The organism is Methylocella silvestris BL2, assembly GCF_000021745.1.
GTDB lineage: Bacteria > Pseudomonadota > Alphaproteobacteria > Rhizobiales > Beijerinckiaceae > Methylocapsa > Methylocapsa silvestris.
In genome coordinates this window covers 3,817,457-3,833,035 of the sequence record NC_011666.1, presented here as the reverse complement: position 1 = coordinate 3,833,035, position 15,579 = coordinate 3,817,457, and the positions used below count along the sequence as shown (strand labels likewise).

The following is a 15,579-nucleotide window of genomic DNA, read 5'->3' as shown; positions in this document are numbered from 1 at the left end:
CCTCGTCCTGAGGAGCCGCGCCTTCAGCGCTGCTCAGGATGAGGGTTTTGAGAGGGAGCGGGATTGAGGAATGATTCAAGATCCCTCATCCTGAGGAGCAGGCGAAGCCTGCGTCTCGAAGGACGGGGGATCGCTCGTCGGCTGTTCGCTCTTTCCCCTGCGCCGCGCCAAAGCGGACAAAGCGGCAAAATCGCCCCGCATGTATGCTTCCTTCTTGGCGCGCGACCACCCCCTGATGCGGCGCTCAGCGGCGACCGCTTCATCGGCTCGCTCATAAAATTCGTCAAAGACAAGTTCGATTGGCAGTCGGGTTTTTGTGTAACTGTCGTCGATCAATCCCTGCGCATGCTCGCTCACGCGCTCTGCGACCGAACGGCGCGTGACGCCAGTGTAATAGCCGCCGTCCGCGCATCGCAGAATGTAGATTGAGGCGCCTGCATCTGGAATCCCCATCCTTCGAGACGGACGCTACGCGTCCTCCTCAGGATGAGGGATTCGGAGAGGTCCCTCCCCCACCCGCAAAATCTCCCATTCCAGCGACACGCCGCTTGTCGCCTTGACCCGGGTGCGGACCTCCTCGCCGAGGGCTTCAAGATCCGCCGCCGCAGCGGACCCCTGATTGATCAGAAAATTGCAGTGGAGCTGCGAGATTTGCGCGTCGCCGATTGTTAGGCCGCGGCAGCCGGCGGCGTCGATCAGCGCCCAGGCTTTGTGGCCCGGCGGATTCTTGAAGGTCGAGCCGCCGGTGCGGCTGTTCACAGGCTGGGTCTTGCCCCGCTCGGCAGTGATCTCCGCCATCTCGGCCATCAGCTTTTCGGGCTCGCCGGGCAGGCCTTCAAACGTCGCGCCGGTGAAAATGACGTCCGGGCCGATTGCGCTGTGGCGATAGGAAAAGCCCATATCGGCGTTGGCAAATTCGATGATTTTTCCGGCGCGGTCGACGACGCGGCAGCAAATCAGGCGATCCTTGATCTCTGACCCATAGGCGCCGGCGTTCATGCGCAACGCGCCGCCGATCGATCCCGGTACGCCGCGCAGAAAGGAAAGTCCCGCGACGCCTGCGCGGCCCGCGACAAGGGCGAGCTTCATGTCGCGCGCGGCGGCCCCTGCCGTGACGCGCAAACCTTCGATCGCGATTTCCTCGAACGGGCGCCCGAGCCGGATGACGACGCCCTTGATCCCGCCGTCGCGCACAAGCAGATTCGAGCCCGCGCCAAGGGTCATGACATTGAGGTTTGGGTCGAGGCGCTGCAGGAAATAGGCGAGATCGGCTTCATCGGCCGGTTCGAACAAAATTTGGGCCGGGCCGCCGGTGCGAAAGAAGGTCAGTCCCGACAGCGGCGCGTTGGGGCTAATCGCGCCGCGCAGATCCGGCATCGCCCGCCGCAGCTCCGGCGTCAAATCCGGAAACGCCAAGGGGCGAGGCTCCAATAAGTCGGGCTGCGGTCGCAAAGGCTTACGCCGCGCTCGCCGCGAGTTCGCCCGGCAAGGCATAGGCCCATTGGGTGATGTTGCCGGCCCCGAGCAGCACGATGTAATCGCCGGGCCGCGCCAGCTGGCGGACCAGCCGCGACAGATCGGCGGGACGGGCCAGCGGCATGGCGAGGCGATGGCCGCGCGCCTTGATGGCAGCGACGAGGCCGTCGCGGTCGGCGCCTTCGATCGGCGCCTCGCCCGCCGGATAGACGTCGGCGACGATCACCGCGTCGGCGTCGTTGAAGCAGGCCGCGAATTCATTGAACAGCGAATGCAGGCGCGTGTAGCGATGCGGCTGCACGATTGCGATGACGCGGCCCTTGGTCGAGGCGCGCGCGGCTTTGAGCACAGCGGCGATCTCGACCGGATGATGCGCGTAATCGTCGAACACGATGGCGCCGTTCCATTCGCCGGTGCGGGTGAAGCGGCGCTTGACGCCGCCAAACCCCGCGAGCGCGCCCCGGATCTGGTCGGGGCTCATGCCGAGCTGATGCGCGACGGCGATGGCCGCCGTGGCGTTCAGCGCATTATGCAGGCCGGGCATCGGCATGAGGATTTTTTCAATCACGGTTTCGCCGCCGCTCTTGCGGTCGCGCACGACCACCGAAAAGCGCGACATGCCGCCGGCAAGGTCGATATCGACGAGCCGCACGTCGGCGTGCGGATTCTCGCCATAGGTGATGACGCGCCGGTCCTCGATCTGGCCGACGAGCTCCTGCACCGTCGGATGATCGAGGCACATGACGGCGAAGCCATAAAAGGGGATGTTTTCGACGAAGGAGCGGAACGCCTTGCGGATATTCTCGAAGGTGCCGAAATGGTCGAGATGTTCAGGGTCGATATTGGTGATGATGGCGACGTCAGCCGGCAGTTTTAAGAAGGTGCCGTCGCTTTCGTCGGCCTCGACCACCATCCAGTCGCCGGCGCCTAACCGGGAATTGGTGCCATAGGCGTTGATGATGCCGCCATTGATCACCGTCGGGTCGAAGCCGCCCGCTTCGAGCAGCGTGGCGACGAGCGATGTGGTCGTGGTCTTGCCATGCGTGCCGGCGATGGCGACGCATTGCTTCAGCCGCATCAGCTCGGCCAGCATTTCGGCGCGGCGTACGACCGGCAGGCGCAATTCGCGCGCATAGGCGAGCTCGGGATTGTTGCGCTTGATCGCCGTCGACACCACGACGACTTCGGCGTCGCCAAGATTGTCGGCGCGATGGCCAATATGGATGATCGCGCCCTTGCGGCGAAGACGAAGCACATTGGCGTTCTCGGCGGCGTCGGAGCCCTGCACGGAATAGCCGAGATTGATCAGCACCTCGGCGATGCCCGACATGCCGATACCGCCGATGCCGATGAAATGGATCGGCCCGAGTTCATGCGGAAGTTTCATGGCGCGACCCTCTCCTTCTGCCCGGCGACGCTGAGGACGAGATCAGCGAGGCGGTCCGCGGCGTCGGGAATCCCGGCGCCCCTGGCCGCCTCGGCGCGGCGGGCGAGGCCCGCCAGATCTTTTTGCGCCTCGCTCAAGGCATTGGCCAGCCATTGCGGCGAAAATGCGCTCTGCGCGACGACGCTCGCGCCGCCCGAGGCCGCGAATTGCCGCGCATTGGCCGCCTGATCCTGATCCAGAGCATGCGGCAGCGGCACGAGTATGGCGGGACGGCCGATGACGGTCAGTTCGGAGACCGTCGAGGCGCCGGCGCGGCCGATCACAAGATGAGCCGCCGCGATCCTTAACGGCAGATCGGAAAAAAAGGATCTGACCTCGGCCTCGACGCCAAGTCTTTGATAGGCTTCGCGCACCCGCGCCTCGTCCTCGCCGCGCGCCTGCTGCGTGACGATCAGGGCTTTGCGCTCGGCTTCGGACAAAAGTTCGATCGCGGCCGGCACGATGTCCGACATCACCCGCGCCCCCTGCGAGCCGCCGGTGACGAGCAGCCGCAGCCTTCCGTCGGAAAAATCGGGAAAGGGAATTTTCGCCGCCTCGATCACCATCGGCCGCACCGGATCTCCGGTCAGATGGGTTTTTTCAGCCAGCGCGGCGCTGAGGCCGTCGAGCGTCGCAAAGCCTTTGGCGATGGCCTTCACGCGGGGGGCGAGGAAGAGATTCGCCTTGCCGATGACGGCGTTGCCTTCGTGGATCACGGTCGGAACGCCAAGCTGGCTCGCCGCCAGCACAGGCGGCACGCTCGGATAGCCGCCAAAGCCGATCAGCGCCAGCGGACGAATGCGCGCGATGAGCTTTCGCGCCTGCATTGTGCCGCGAGCGAGCGCCAGAGCCGCCGTCGCTCGCGAGATGAGCCCCGAGCCGCGCGGCGAGGCGGAGCTGACGATATGGATCGCTCGCGCCGGAAAATCCTGTCCGTATTGTTGCGCCCGCTCGTCGGTGAAGAGTTCGACCGCAAAGCCGCGCGCGGCGAGCGCCTCGCTGGTCGCCTGCGCCGGAAAAAGATGCCCGCCCGTGCCGCCCGCCGCGAGCAGAATGGGACGATCTTCGCTCACGGATAGATTTCCCGCCGGGCCGCCTCATAGCCTTTGAGCGCGGACATTTGGCTCCCGCGCTGCGCCGCCTGTGCGCTGGCGATGATGCGCTCGCCCGGCCGCTTGCGTGTGACCGCAATCAGGAAGCCGATGCCGATCGCCAGGGAGACCAGCGAGGAGCCGCCATAGGAGATAAACGGCAAGGTCATGCCCTTGGCCGGGATCAGATGAAGATTGACCGCCATGTTGATGGCGCTCTGGATGCCGAACATCATGACGAGGCCGGCGGCGGCGAAGCGGCAGAACGGGTCGTCGTTGCGCGAAGCCTGGAGAAGCCCCCGCAGCACGATAAAGGCGAAGATCGCGGCAATGAACAGGCAGGCGGCGATGCCGAATTCCTCGCCCGTCACCGCGAAGATGAAATCGGTATGCGCGTCCGGGAGGATGCGCTTGACCGTGCCTTCGCCGGGGCCCTTGCCAAACCAGCCGCCGGACAGAAAACTGTCGAGCGCGGTGTCGACCTGAAAGGTGTCGACGATGCCGCCGCCCGAGCCGGGATCGAGGAATTTGAGGACGCGCGAGCGCACATGCGGCACGAATTTATAGGCGAGCAGCGCGCCGCCGAAGCCCGCCCCGCCGATGCCAAAAACCCAGAACCAATGCAGCCCGGCCATGAAGAACAGCGCGCCCCAGACGATCGAGATCAGCAGCGTCTGGCCGAAATCGGGCTGCAGGATCAGCGGCGCGATGGTCATCGGCAGGAGGATGATAGCGAGGAAGTTGCCCGGCACGTCCTTTCGCTTGCCGCCTTCGGAAAAGGCCCAGGCGGCGAGAATGACGAAGGCGGGCTTGAGGAACTCCGATGGCTGGATGCCGAAAATCCAGCGCCGCGAGCCCTTGACCTCATGGCCGAACAGGAGCGCCGCGATAATGAGGCCCATCGCGATCATGAAAATGATCAGCGCGGCGCGACGAACCTGACGCGGACTGAGAAAAGAGACAAGCAGCATCACCGCGATCGTCGGGAAGATGGCGAGCGCCTGACGATGAACGAAATGGAACGGCGGCAGGCCGAGCCGTTCGGCGACAGGCGGGCTGCCGGCCATGGTGAGGACGAGGCCAATGACGATCAACGCGCCAATGGCGGCGAGCATCCAGCGATCGATCGTCCACCACCAATTGGCCAGAGCCGATCGTTCCGTGCGCGCCGCCATGCCTGATCCTCGAAGCCTCGATTGCGAGCGACTTTGTCGCGTTTTGGTTAATGTTTTGCTAGGGGCTTTTGCGATGGGGTTGAAACGACGAGAAATTCACAAGTTTTGAGGCGCAAGCGATCTCCTAACCTGAAGGGCAGTTCGGCGAGACCACCATACCCATCGCTAAGCGAACGGGAGCGACGAACATCGCTTTCGAGCATTGACATGTGTAGAACATGCTTCCATGTGTAAAACATGGGAGTAATGATCCAGATCCGCAATGTCCCCGAGGCGCTGCATCGCGAGTTGAAGTCGCGCGCCGCTCTGGCCGGCATGTCATTGTCCGACTATCTGCTCAGCGAGATTCGTCAGACAGCGGAGCGGCCGACGATTGAAGAGTTGCGGGCGCGCTTGCGCAGCCGCACGGAAACGGATCCTTCCGTGCCCCCAGCCGAAGCGGTTCGCGCCGAGCGCGACCGCAATTGATCGTCGTCGACGCTTCCGCGCTTCTTGAAGCCCTTCTACGCACGCCCTCGGCGAAAACGGTGGAAGATCGGCTGTTCGCCGCTGGTCAAACGCTTCACGCGCCGCATCTGCTCGATGTCGAAGTCGCGCAAGTGATCCGGCGTTACGCGTTGAGCGGCGAGATCGACAGAGCGCGCGGCGGCTTGGCCCTCGCCGACCTGGCGGACCTTCCTTTGCGGCGATATCCGCACGATTTTCTTCTGCCGCGCATTTGGGATTTGCGGAACAATCTGACGGCTTATGACGCCGCCTATGTCGCGCTGGCCGAGGCGCTTGACGCTCCGCTGCTGACGCGTGACCGGCGTTTAGCCGCGGCCGCCGGCCATCGCGCGCGGATCGAACTGGTTTAACTTCATTGCGAAATTGGGAGCCGGGCGTCATCGGACCTGGCCGAAAGCCACGGCCGCCGGCTCAGTATGCCTTGATGAGAGCGCGCGCGATTTCGCAAAAACGGTCGCCGCGTTTTTCGAAATCGGGAAACTGGTCGAAGGAGGCGCAGGCGGGGGAGAGCAGCACGACGGGCTCGGCCCTTGCGCTCTCGATCGCATCGCGCGCGGCGAGCGGCAAGGCGTTTTCGAGCGTCTGACAGAAGGCGACCGGAAAGGCGTCGCCGATGGTCTTGGCGAAGTCGTGGCTCGCCTCGCCGATGAGATAGCCCTTGGCGATTTTGCCGAACAGCGGCTTCAAGGATTCGATGCCGCCCTGCTTGGCGCGGCCGCCCAGAATCCAGAAGATATTGTCGAAGGAGAGAAGCGCTTTTTCGGCGGCGTCGGCGTTGGTCGCTTTCGAATCATTGACGAGCAGCGCCTTGCCATATTTTCCGACCTCCTCCATCCGGTGGGCGAGGCCGGCGAAGGAGCGAAGGCCCTTGGCGAGGCCTGCGCCGTCAAGGCCGATCGCATGCAGGACAGCGACGGAGGCGGCGGCGTTCTGGCCGTTATGCGCGCCGCGCAGCGAGCCGACGCCGGAAAGATCGGCAATGAGGTCGAGGCGCCGGCCGCCGCGCCAATAGAGCGCGCCGCCCTCGAAAACGACGCCGTCTCCTTCGAGCATTCCGGCGGCCGAAACGCCGATGACGTCATGGCCCTCGGCGCGCAGTTTTTTTGCGATCGCCGCGCAAAAGGCGTCGTCGACGCCGATGACGGCATGGTCGGCGGCGGAAACGAGCCGCGCCTTGATCGCCGCATAATTCTCCATTGTCCCATGGCGATCGAGATGATCCGGGGTGACGTTCAAAAGAACGCCGACGGTCGGATCGAGCGAGGGGGCAAGATCGATCTGATAGGACGAGCATTCGACGACATGCACCCGCTCGGAGCTCGGCGGCTCCAGCGCCAGGATCGGCGTGCCGATATTGCCGCCAATTTGAACGTCAAAGCCGAGCGTCGCAAAGAGATGCGCGATCAACGCGGTGGTGGTCGATTTGCCATTGGTGCCGGTAATGGCGATCAAAGGCGCGTCCGGCGCGATGCGCCGCCGCTCGCGGCAGAACAGCTCGATATCGCCGATGACCTCGACGCCGGCCTCCCGCGCCTTGACGACGGTCCAATGCGGCGCCGGATGGGTGAGAGGAACGCCCGGCGACAGCACGAGCGCGCTGAATCCCCGCCAGTCGACGCTCGCAAGATTTTCGATCCTGAGGCCGGCGGCGCGCGCCTTTTCGCGCGCATGTTCATTATCGTCCCAGACGTAGACGCTGGCGCCGCCCGCCACCAGCGCCTGCGCGGTGATGAAGCCCGAGCCGCCGAGGCCGAACACCGCGACGGACTGATCGCGGAACACGCCAACCGGAATCATGTCTACCTCAGCTTCAGGGTCGAAAGGCCGATCAGCGCCAGCACGAAGGCGATGATCCAGAAGCGGACCACGACCTGCGGCTCCGACCAGCCAAGCTGTTCGAAATGGTGATGGATCGGCGCCATCTTGAAGACGCGCCGGCCGGTGAGCTTGAATGAGATCACCTGAACGATCACCGAAAGCGTTTCCAGGACGAACAGACCGCCGACGATGGCGAGCACGATCTCATGCTTGACGGCGACGGCGACGGCGCCCAGCAGGCCGCCAAGGGCGAGCGAACCGGTGTCGCCCATGAAAATCTGCGCCGGCGGCGCGTTGAACCACAGAAATCCGAGCCCCGCGCCGATGACGGCTCCGGTGACGACGGAGAGTTCGCCAGCTCCCGGGACGAAATTAATGCCAAGATAGGTCGAGAAAATCGCATTGCCGGCGAGATAGGCGATGACGCCGAAGGTGCCGGCGGCGATCATCACCGGCACGATGGCGAGGCCGTCGAGGCCGTCCGTCAGATTGACGGCGTTGCCGGCCGAGACGATCACGAAGGGGCCGACGACGAGGAAGAACAGGCCAAGATCCACGGCGAAGCCATTGATCGCCGGAAAGGCGAGCGATGTGGTGTGCGGCGTGCCAAGCAGCATCATCGCATAGCAGGCGGCTCCCGCGATGCCGACTTCGAGCAAGAGCCGGATCCGTCCCGGAAAGCCCTTATGCGATTGCTTCGAGACCTTGAGATAATCGTCATAGAAGCCGATCAGCCCGAAACCGGTCGTGACGAACAGGACGACCCAGACATAATGGTTGCGCAAATTGGCCCAGAGCAGGGTTGATACGATCAGCCCCGAGAGAATCATCAGGCCGCCCATCGTCGGCGTGCCTTTTTTGGTGAGGAGATGCGACTGCGGCCCGTCGAGGCGGATCGGCTGGCCCTTGCCCTGCTTGATGCGCAGCGCGGCGATGATGCGGGGGCCGAAGAAGAACACGAAGAACAGCGCCGTCGCCGTGGCGCCGCCGGTGCGGAAGGTGATGTAGCGGAACAGGTTCAGCGGCTGGAAGTGCGGCGAAAACTGGGTGAGCCAGGTTAGCATGTCAGGCGGTCCGCCCCTCGTTTGAGCCGTTGCTTGCGGCGTGTTTCAGCGCTTCGACGACGGCGCTCATCTTCGAGCCGTTCGATCCCTTGACGATCACGAGATCGCCGGCATGAACCGCGGCCGCCACGGCCGGCGCGATCATCTGCGCGTTTTCGCGCCACTCCCCTCGCATCGCGGCGGGCAGCGCGTCGAACAGATGCTTGCAGAGCGGCCCGGCGGCGAAGACGAGGTCGAAATGATTGGCGGCAAGATCCTGCGCGAGCCCCGCGTGCATGTCGGCGGCGTGGGACCCGAGTTCCAGCATGTCGCCAAGGACCGCGACGCGCCGTCCGGGCGAAGGAGGCGCCAGCGCGCCGGCGAGATCGAAGGCGGCGCGCATCGAAGCCGGATTGGCGTTATAGCTCTCGTCGATCAGCGTAAAGGCTCCATCGGGCGCCTGAAGCTCCAGCCTCTGGCCGCGGCCGGGCTGCGCGGCGAAAGAGGCGAGCGTCTGCGCTGCCTCGCGCGGATCGACGCCAAGCGCCTTGGCGGCGAGCAGCACGGCGAGCGAATTCATCGCAAGGTGTCGCCCCGGTGCGCCGAGGCGATAGGTCAGCAATTGTCCGCAAATATCGGCCTCGACCATGGAATGATCCGCGGCGAGGCGCACGTCCAGAAGACGGGCCTCGGCGTGCTTGTCCGCGCCGAAGCTCGTCACAAGTCCCGCCGCCGAACGCTTCGCTGCAGCGGCAAGCCGCTCGAACTGCGGATTGTCGGCCGGCAGAATGGCGACGCCGCCCGGCTCCAGCCCCGCGAAAATCTCCGCCTTGGCGTCGGCGATCGCCTCGACGCCAGTGAAATTTTCCATATGCACCGGAGCGACGGTGGTGATGATCGCCACATGCGGGCGCACCATGCGCGTCAGCGGCGTGATTTCACCTTGATGGTTCATGCCGATTTCGAACACGCCGAACTCTGTCTGCCTTGGCATGCGGGCGAGCGTCAGCGGCACCCCCCAATGATTATTATAAGAGGCGACCGAGGCGTGGGTTCGCCCCGCCGCGGAAAGGGCGAGGCGCAACGCCTCCTTGGTCGAGGTCTTGCCCACCGAGCCGGTGACGGCGGCGATGCGCGCGCGCGTCCGCGCCCTGGCGGCGACGCCGAGGCGTTCGAGGGCGGCGAGAACGTCGTCGCGCACGACATAAAGCGGGCCGAGGCGCGCAAGCGACTCCGCATGAGCCTCGTCGACGACGGCGGCGAGGGCGCCCTTTTCCAGCGCGGCCGCGACATAATCATGCCCGTCGCTGTTGAAGCCGCTGATCGCAAAGAAGAGATCGCCCGGGCAAAGCGTGCGCGTATCGATGGAGACGCCCGTCGCGCCGCGCCGAGGCGCGCCGCCGCTGATCCGCGCTTCGAGCGGCGCGACAAGGCCAAGCCCGGTCCAGAGCGGCTCCTGCGGCTCGCTCCGGCGCGCAGTTTCGGAGGAGCTTGCTTCGCGGATCGCTATTTCGCTCATTCGGCAAGATCCTTTTGCGCCGCATCCTTCAACGCCGCTCTCGCGCAGTCGGCGTCGGAAAATGGCAGGGTGACGTCGCCTATGATCTGGCCCGTTTCATGACCTTTCCCGGCAATAAGAAGACAATCGCCTGAATTAAGCGCCGCAACCCCCGCGCGGATGGCGCTCGCCCTGTCGCCGATTTCGCGCACCGTCGCGGCGCCGGCGGCCCCTTTCAAGATGGCGGCGCGGATCGAAGCCGGATCTTCGCTGCGAGGATTGTCGTCGGTGACGATGACGAGATCGGCGAGCTTTGCTGCAATCTCGCCCATGATCGGACGCTTGCCCGCGTCACGATCGCCGCCGCAGCCAAAGACGACGAGAAGCCTGCCTGCCACCGCGGGACGCAGTGCGCAGAGCACTTTTTCGAGCGCGTCAGGCTTATGGGCATAATCGACATAGATCGGCGCCCCGTTGCGCTCGCCCACTTTTTCAAGGCGCCCCGGCGCGCCCTCGATATGTTCCAACGCCGTCAAGGCGCGTTCGGCGGAAACGCCGCAGACGATGGCGAGGCCCGCGGCGACAAGGGCGTTCGAGGTCTGGAAGGCGCCGGCCAGCGGCAGCTCCAGTTTATAAATCCGGCCCTCATGGGCGACTTCAATTCCGGTCGCAGCGGCTTTCGGCGTCGCGCGCAGAAGCTTCAGGCTTTCCCCCTTCGATCCGACCGTAAAGATTTTCAGGCCGCGGGCTTTGCAGGCGGCGATCACCTCCGTCGCGACATCGGAATCCGCGTCGATCACGGCCGGCTGGCCCGGATCAAGCAGGCGCTGGAACAGCTCGAGCTTTGCCGCAAGATATTCCGCCATCGTCGCGTGATAGTCGAGATGATCGCGCGACAGATTGGTGAAGGCGCCGGCCTTGAGGCGGACGCCGTCGAGCCGGCGCTGCGTCAATCCGTGCGAGGAGGCCTCCAGCGCAAGATGAGTGACGCCGGAAGCTGCAAGCCCGTCGAGCGTTTCGTGCAGGTTGATCGGGTCCGGCGTCGTTAGAGAGCCATAGACCGAACCATTCGGCGCGACGACGCCGAGCGTGCCGAGCGAGGCCGCGGCAAAGCCGTTTGCCGCGAAGAGCTGCCGGACAAACGCCGCGACGGAGGTTTTGCCGCTGGTTCCGGTGATGGCGACGATCGTCTCCGGCTGGCGCGGAAAAAAGCGCGCCGCCGCCTCGGCCAGCGCCGCCCGCACGTCGGCGACGGCGATGACCGGCGCGCCTTCGATCGAGGCGGCGGATTTTCCTTCAGCGACGATGGCGACGGCGCCCTTTCGCGCCGCCTGGGGCGCGAAGGCGAGCCCGTCCGCTTTCGTTCCGGGCACGGCGAAGAACAGGGCTTTCGGCGCAACCTTGCGGCTGTCGCAGCTGAGCGCGGCGACATCGAGGGAGGCCAGATCGTTTGTGAGGGATGCGCCGGGAAGAAGCTCGGCGAGCCGCATTAATGCTCCCTTCCGCCGCTCTGTGGAATGTTGGCCATCCCATAGCCCAGTTTGGCGAGAAGGGGAAAGGGTTGCGTCGGAAGCTCGAAGCGCGGCGGAAGGCCGAGCAAGGGGCCGACGCGTTCGATGATCCTGCCTGTCACGACGCCGGAATTCCACGCCGCTGTGCGATAGCCGGCGGTTTCCGGCAGGCCCTGCGGCTCGTCCATCAGGGTCAGGATTAGATATTTCGGCTTGTCGGCCGGCATGAGCGCCATGAAAGTCGTAAACACCCGGTCCTTGGCGTAGCGGCCGTGCACGATCTTGTCGGCGGTGCCGGTCTTGCCGCCGATGAAATAGCCCGGGATGTCGGCCTTTTTCGCCGAGCCGATTTCAGCGTTGAGGCGCATCAGATAGCGCAGGGATTCGGACGTCTCGGGCTTGATGACGCGAGGCGCGTTGCGCTTGGCCGCCTGCTCGTCGCGCTTCAGGAAGGTCGGATTGACGAGAAGGCCGCCATTGGCCAGCGCGCCGACCGCCATCATCGCCTGCAGCGGCGACACGTTGAGGCCCTGGCCGAAGGCGATGGTCATGGTGTTGAGCTCGCCCCAATTCTTCGGCACGAGCGGATCAGCGGTCTCCGGCAGTTCGGTGTGCAGCCGCGTCAGCTGTCCGACCTTGCGCAGAAAGGCTTTGTGTCCCTCGACGCCGACCATCAGAGCGAGCCGCGCCGCGCCGATATTGGACGAAAAAGTGAACACTTCGGGCACGGTAAGGACGCGGTTCTGCGCGTGGAAATCATGGATGGTGAAGCGCCCGTAGCGAAGCGAGGATCGCGCGTCGACCCGCGAATTCAAATTGACTTTGCCCTGGTCGAGCGCCATCGCGACAGAGATCGCCTTGAAGGTCGAGCCCATTTCGTAAACGCCGACGGAGACGCGGTTGATGTGGTTCGGGTCGAGCGCATCGGCGGGGGTGTTCGGATCATAGTCGGGCAGCGACGCCAGCGCGACGACTTCGCCGGTATTGACGTCAAGGATCACCACCGCGCCGGCCTTCGCCTTGAATTTGGCGACGCCCTTGGCGAGTTCGTCGCGCACCGCATAGGTCGCCTTGAGGTCGAGCGAGGATGTAATCGGGGCGAGACTTTCGGGCGTCAGGCTGAAGCCCGCGCCATGCAGATCGGCGAGCCCCTGCCCGTCGATATATTTTTCAAGCCCCGAGATGCCGACGCCGTCGAGATTGGCGAAGCCGAGAACATGGGCCGCGATCGGGCCGTTCGGATAGACGCGCTTGTTCTCGGGCAGGAAGCCGACGCCCGGCAGGCCGAGGCGATAGACCTCCTGCTGCTGCTGCGGCGTAACTGCGCGCTTCACCCAGATGAAGCCCTTGCGCGAGCCAAGGCGCTTGCGCAAATCGCTGGCGTCGACGTCGGGCAGCACGGCGGTCAGGAGTTCGACCGCCTCGTCCTTGTCGATGATGCGGCGAGGCTCCGCGAAGACCGACATCACCTTGATGTCGGTCGCGAGCACGTCGCCGTTGCGGTCGAGAATGTCAGGGCGGGCCGCCGCGACGATATCGCCGCTGCGCTTGGAGCCGATCGACTGCTCCTGATGCAGGCCGAAATAGATCAGCTTGCCGGCGATGACGGCATAAAGGCCAATGAAGACACAGGCGACGAGCTTGATGCGGAGCGGACTCTTGCCGAGGTTGGTCGAAAACAGCGTGACCAAATACGCCTTCAGCCGGCCGGACGCCGCTTTTGGCGCGCCGCCTGCGCTCCCCCCCACATTTCGATCCGTCTCGCGCCCGTCTGCCATCTCGTCTCAATCTGGATCTTGTTTATCTCACGGGCGTCACAGGCGCTCCCGCCCCGCCGCCCGGCGTATTGGTCGGCTCGGACAGCCCCAGAGCCTCGAGCTTGTCGCCGATGGCGTCGCCCTTGGCGCCTCGCGCCGGCAGGGCGTCGGCGCTGACGATCTGGCGCAAGCCGAGCGGCTGCAGATCCAGAAATTTATCCGCCAACGCCTGCACCCGTTCCGGCCGCGTCAGATGCGACCATTCGGCCTTCAGCATGGCGATCTGATCCTGCTCCTTCTTGATCTCATGTTTCAGCTTAACGATTCGTTCAGCGTGAAAGATTGTTTCGTATTTGATCGAATAAGCGTAGATCGCCGATCCGATCAGCGCGAAGACGGCGAGGACGTTCAAGAGTCTGACCATGGCGGCGTCCCTGTCTATCTGCCCTTGGCGGCGCGTTGCGGAAGCGCCGCCAGCGCCATGAGATCCCGGCCAGGCGCCCTTGCAGGCGCCGAGGTGCGGACGCCATGGCGAAGCTTGGCGGAGCGGGCGCGCGGATTGGCGGCGATCTCGGCGGCGGACGGCGTCACCGGCTGACGGCCGCTGACCGCAAATGTCGGCGGCGGGGGAATGGGCTCTCCCGGCAGCCGGCGCGAGGGCGCCTCGCCGCGGCCGGATCGACCCGCGAAGAACAGTTTCACGATGCGGTCCTCGAGCGAATGGAAGGTGACGACGGCGAGCCGGCCGCCGGGCTTCAACCTCGCCTCGGCGCCGGCGAGGCCGGCGACCAATTCGCCGAGTTCGTCATTGACAGCAATGCGCAGCGCCTGAAACGAGCGGGTCGCGGGATGGATATCGCCCGGCTTGCCGGGGCAAACGCGCGCGATCATGGCGGCGAGGGCGGCCGTCGAACGGAACGGGGCCTTGGCGCGATCCATGACGATGGCCTTGGCGATGCGCCGCGAGGCCCGCTCCTCGCCGAAGTAATAGAGAATATCGGCCAGCGCCTCTTCGTCCGCGTCATTGACGATATCCGCCGCGCTTGGCCCGGATTGCTGCATTCGCATGTCGAGCGGACCGTCGAAGCGGAAGGAGAAGCCGCGCGCGGCCTCGTCCAGCTGCATTGAGGAGACGCCGATGTCGAACAGCGCGGCGTCGAAGGCGCCAAGCCCCAGCCTCTCCGCGACTGCGGCAAGATCGGAAAAGCGCGCCTCGACCAACGTGAGGCGCCCGTTCGACTCGGCGATGAGGCCCGCGCCGGCGGCGATAGCGCCCGGATCGCGATCGATCGCCAGGACGCGCGCGCCTTGCGTTGCGAGCAGCCCGCGCGAATAGCCGCCGGCGCCGAACGTGGCGTCGAGATACAGGCCGTCCGCTTGGGGAGCGGCGAGCTCTAGAATTTCATCACGAAGCACGGGAATGTGCCGGGCCGGTCCGCCAGCGGCGAGAGAATCCTCATCGCCGCGGCCCGCAGTCATTCCCGTGCTCCATGTGATCGCAGCGGCGGAGCATCCGGCGCTGCGTGCCTGGCGCTGAGCTGTCTTCGTAAATCGCGCACCCGGTTTCTGGCCTCCTCCAGATGCGCGCGAAAACGTCCCGGCTCCCAGATCTGAAACTTGTGTCCATGTCCGACGAAGGTGACCTCGCCGGTAATTCCCGCATAGCTCTTGAGGGTTTCGGTCAGAATTGTCCGGCCCTCGGAGTCGACTTTCAAAATCTCGCTCGTTCCGATGAGCGCGGTTGAAAACAGATCGCGCTCCTCCGAATAGGGCGACAGCCCCGATAGAAGTCCGTCGATCTCCCGCAACAGGGCGTGACCACCACAATCGAGCGCCTCCTGATCGATCGAGGGATGCACGTAGAGCCCATCGAAACCGTCACGCACGAGCACCGCCCGGAAGGGAGCCGGGATCGATACGCGGCCCTTGGCGTCAAGTTTGTTGGTGTAGTGCGAGACATAACCGTCCACCCCACCACCTCAAAACCCTTCGCCCGCGGCCGAAACATTCGCCGCGCGCCGCGACGCATACGCACTTCAAACGGGACAATTTGGGATAACATGGGATGATATGGGGGTCAACGCGATTCACGGGCGCGTGACAGGGATCGCGCGGGACGGCGATCTGGCGAAAGCGGTTTTTGGGAGGAAGACTTCGCCGGTCCAACGCGAGGACGTGGGCGATATGGGATTTGGGGCGCCGGCGCGCTTTAGCCGCCAAGGGGACTTGCCGCGCGAGGCGGAGGCATCACCGTCTAACGCCGAATTTGCGGCGCGC

Annotated in this window: 15 protein-coding genes; 2 read left to right on the top strand and 13 right to left on the bottom strand. The window is 64.8% G+C overall.

Annotated elements, in window-relative coordinates:
* Window positions 1-75 precede the first annotated feature (75 nt).
* From MSIL_RS17715 to MSIL_RS17695, 5 genes are read right to left on the bottom strand one after another with little or no spacing between them, the layout of a single operon-like run.
* A complete protein-coding gene (locus MSIL_RS17715) occupies window positions 76-453 on the bottom strand; it encodes a GIY-YIG nuclease family protein (protein WP_012592448.1) in 378 nt (125 codons plus the stop codon).
* Window positions 454-468: 15 nt separating this feature from the next.
* Entirely contained in the window at window positions 469-1,416 is a 948-nt protein-coding gene (gene murB, locus MSIL_RS17710) for a UDP-N-acetylmuramate dehydrogenase (protein WP_012592447.1), read from the bottom strand.
* 40 nt (window positions 1,417-1,456) lie between these two features.
* Entirely contained in the window at window positions 1,457-2,863 is a 1,407-nt protein-coding gene (gene murC / locus MSIL_RS17705) for a UDP-N-acetylmuramate--L-alanine ligase (RefSeq protein WP_012592446.1), read from the bottom strand.
* Window positions 2,860-3,975: an undecaprenyldiphospho-muramoylpentapeptide beta-N-acetylglucosaminyltransferase gene (gene murG / locus MSIL_RS17700; protein WP_012592445.1), complete on the bottom strand. Its 1,116-nt coding sequence runs from the start codon at window positions 3,973-3,975 to the stop codon at window positions 2,860-2,862. Before murG ends, murC begins: the two co-directional genes overlap by 4 nt.
* On the bottom strand, window positions 3,972-5,168 hold the full coding sequence (locus MSIL_RS17695; protein WP_012592444.1) for an FtsW/RodA/SpoVE family cell cycle protein: 1,197 nt from the start codon (window positions 5,166-5,168) through the stop codon (window positions 3,972-3,974). The genes murG and MSIL_RS17695 overlap by 4 nt, the downstream gene beginning before the upstream one ends.
* Before the next feature lie 246 nt (window positions 5,169-5,414).
* On the opposite strand from MSIL_RS17695, the gene MSIL_RS17690 reads away from it, so the two are divergent.
* Together MSIL_RS17690 and MSIL_RS17685 are read left to right on the top strand one after the other, a co-directional pair.
* Window positions 5,415-5,636 carry a FitA-like ribbon-helix-helix domain-containing protein gene (locus tag MSIL_RS17690; protein WP_244406177.1) on the top strand — a complete coding sequence of 74 codons (222 nt, stop codon included), beginning with the start codon at window positions 5,415-5,417 and terminating at the stop codon, window positions 5,634-5,636.
* On the top strand, window positions 5,633-6,025 hold the full coding sequence (locus MSIL_RS17685) for a type II toxin-antitoxin system VapC family toxin (RefSeq protein WP_012592442.1): 393 nt from the start codon (window positions 5,633-5,635) through the stop codon (window positions 6,023-6,025). The genes MSIL_RS17690 and MSIL_RS17685 overlap by 4 nt, the downstream gene beginning before the upstream one ends.
* Window positions 6,026-6,086: 61 nt before the next feature.
* Here the strand turns inward: MSIL_RS17685 and murD are convergent, their stop codons facing one another.
* From murD to MSIL_RS17645, 8 genes are read right to left on the bottom strand one after another with little or no spacing between them, the layout of a single operon-like run.
* Entirely contained in the window at window positions 6,087-7,472 is a 1,386-nt protein-coding gene (murD, locus tag MSIL_RS17680) for a UDP-N-acetylmuramoyl-L-alanine--D-glutamate ligase (protein ID WP_012592441.1), read from the bottom strand.
* Between the two features lie 2 nt (window positions 7,473-7,474).
* A complete protein-coding gene (gene mraY / locus MSIL_RS17675) occupies window positions 7,475-8,557 on the bottom strand; it encodes a phospho-N-acetylmuramoyl-pentapeptide-transferase (RefSeq protein WP_012592440.1) in 1,083 nt (360 codons plus the stop codon).
* A gap of 1 nt (window position 8,558) precedes the next feature.
* On the bottom strand, window positions 8,559-10,055 hold the full coding sequence (locus MSIL_RS17670) for a UDP-N-acetylmuramoylalanyl-D-glutamyl-2,6-diaminopimelate--D-alanyl-D-alanine ligase (protein WP_012592439.1): 1,497 nt from the start codon (window positions 10,053-10,055) through the stop codon (window positions 8,559-8,561).
* The gene (locus tag MSIL_RS17665; RefSeq protein ID WP_012592438.1) at window positions 10,052-11,524 is read right to left on the bottom strand and encodes a UDP-N-acetylmuramoyl-L-alanyl-D-glutamate--2,6-diaminopimelate ligase; all 1,473 of its coding nucleotides are present in this window, start codon (window positions 11,522-11,524) and stop codon (window positions 10,052-10,054) included. Before MSIL_RS17665 ends, MSIL_RS17670 begins: the two co-directional genes overlap by 4 nt.
* A complete protein-coding gene (locus tag MSIL_RS17660) occupies window positions 11,524-13,323 on the bottom strand; it encodes a peptidoglycan D,D-transpeptidase FtsI family protein (RefSeq protein WP_012592437.1) in 1,800 nt (599 codons plus the stop codon). The genes MSIL_RS17665 and MSIL_RS17660 overlap by 1 nt, the downstream gene beginning before the upstream one ends.
* A gap of 22 nt (window positions 13,324-13,345) precedes the next feature.
* Window positions 13,346-13,726 carry a cell division protein FtsL gene (gene ftsL, locus MSIL_RS17655; RefSeq protein ID WP_012592436.1) on the bottom strand — a complete coding sequence of 127 codons (381 nt, stop codon included), beginning with the start codon at window positions 13,724-13,726 and terminating at the stop codon, window positions 13,346-13,348.
* A 14-nt stretch (window positions 13,727-13,740) separates the two neighbouring features.
* A complete protein-coding gene (rsmH, locus tag MSIL_RS17650) occupies window positions 13,741-14,781 on the bottom strand; it encodes a 16S rRNA (cytosine(1402)-N(4))-methyltransferase RsmH (RefSeq protein ID WP_012592435.1) in 1,041 nt (346 codons plus the stop codon).
* On the bottom strand, window positions 14,778-15,272 hold the full coding sequence (locus tag MSIL_RS17645) for a division/cell wall cluster transcriptional repressor MraZ (protein WP_012592434.1): 495 nt from the start codon (window positions 15,270-15,272) through the stop codon (window positions 14,778-14,780). The genes rsmH and MSIL_RS17645 overlap by 4 nt, the downstream gene beginning before the upstream one ends.
* Window positions 15,273-15,579 lie beyond the last annotated feature (307 nt).

Coding starts and splice junctions, on each gene's coding strand:
- MSIL_RS17715 (WP_012592448.1), bottom strand. CDS start 453: ATGGGGATTCCAGATGCAGGCGCCTCAATCTACATTCTGCGATGCGCG.
- murC (WP_012592446.1), bottom strand. CDS start 2,863: ATGAAACTTCCGCATGAACTCGGGCCGATCCATTTCATCGGCATCGGC.
- MSIL_RS17695 (WP_012592444.1), bottom strand. CDS start 5,168: ATGGCGGCGCGCACGGAACGATCGGCTCTGGCCAATTGGTGGTGGACG.
- MSIL_RS17690 (WP_244406177.1), top strand. CDS start 5,415: ATGATCCAGATCCGCAATGTCCCCGAGGCGCTGCATCGCGAGTTGAAG.
- murD (WP_012592441.1), bottom strand. CDS start 7,472: ATGATTCCGGTTGGCGTGTTCCGCGATCAGTCCGTCGCGGTGTTCGGC.
- mraY (WP_012592440.1), bottom strand. CDS start 8,557: ATGCTAACCTGGCTCACCCAGTTTTCGCCGCACTTCCAGCCGCTGAAC.
- MSIL_RS17670 (WP_012592439.1), bottom strand. CDS start 10,055: ATGAGCGAAATAGCGATCCGCGAAGCAAGCTCCTCCGAAACTGCGCGC.
- MSIL_RS17665 (WP_012592438.1), bottom strand. CDS start 11,524: ATGCGGCTCGCCGAGCTTCTTCCCGGCGCATCCCTCACAAACGATCTG.
- MSIL_RS17660 (WP_012592437.1), bottom strand. CDS start 13,323: ATGGCAGACGGGCGCGAGACGGATCGAAATGTGGGGGGGAGCGCAGGC.
- ftsL (WP_012592436.1), bottom strand. CDS start 13,726: ATGGTCAGACTCTTGAACGTCCTCGCCGTCTTCGCGCTGATCGGATCG.
- rsmH (WP_012592435.1), bottom strand. CDS start 14,781: ATGACTGCGGGCCGCGGCGATGAGGATTCTCTCGCCGCTGGCGGACCG.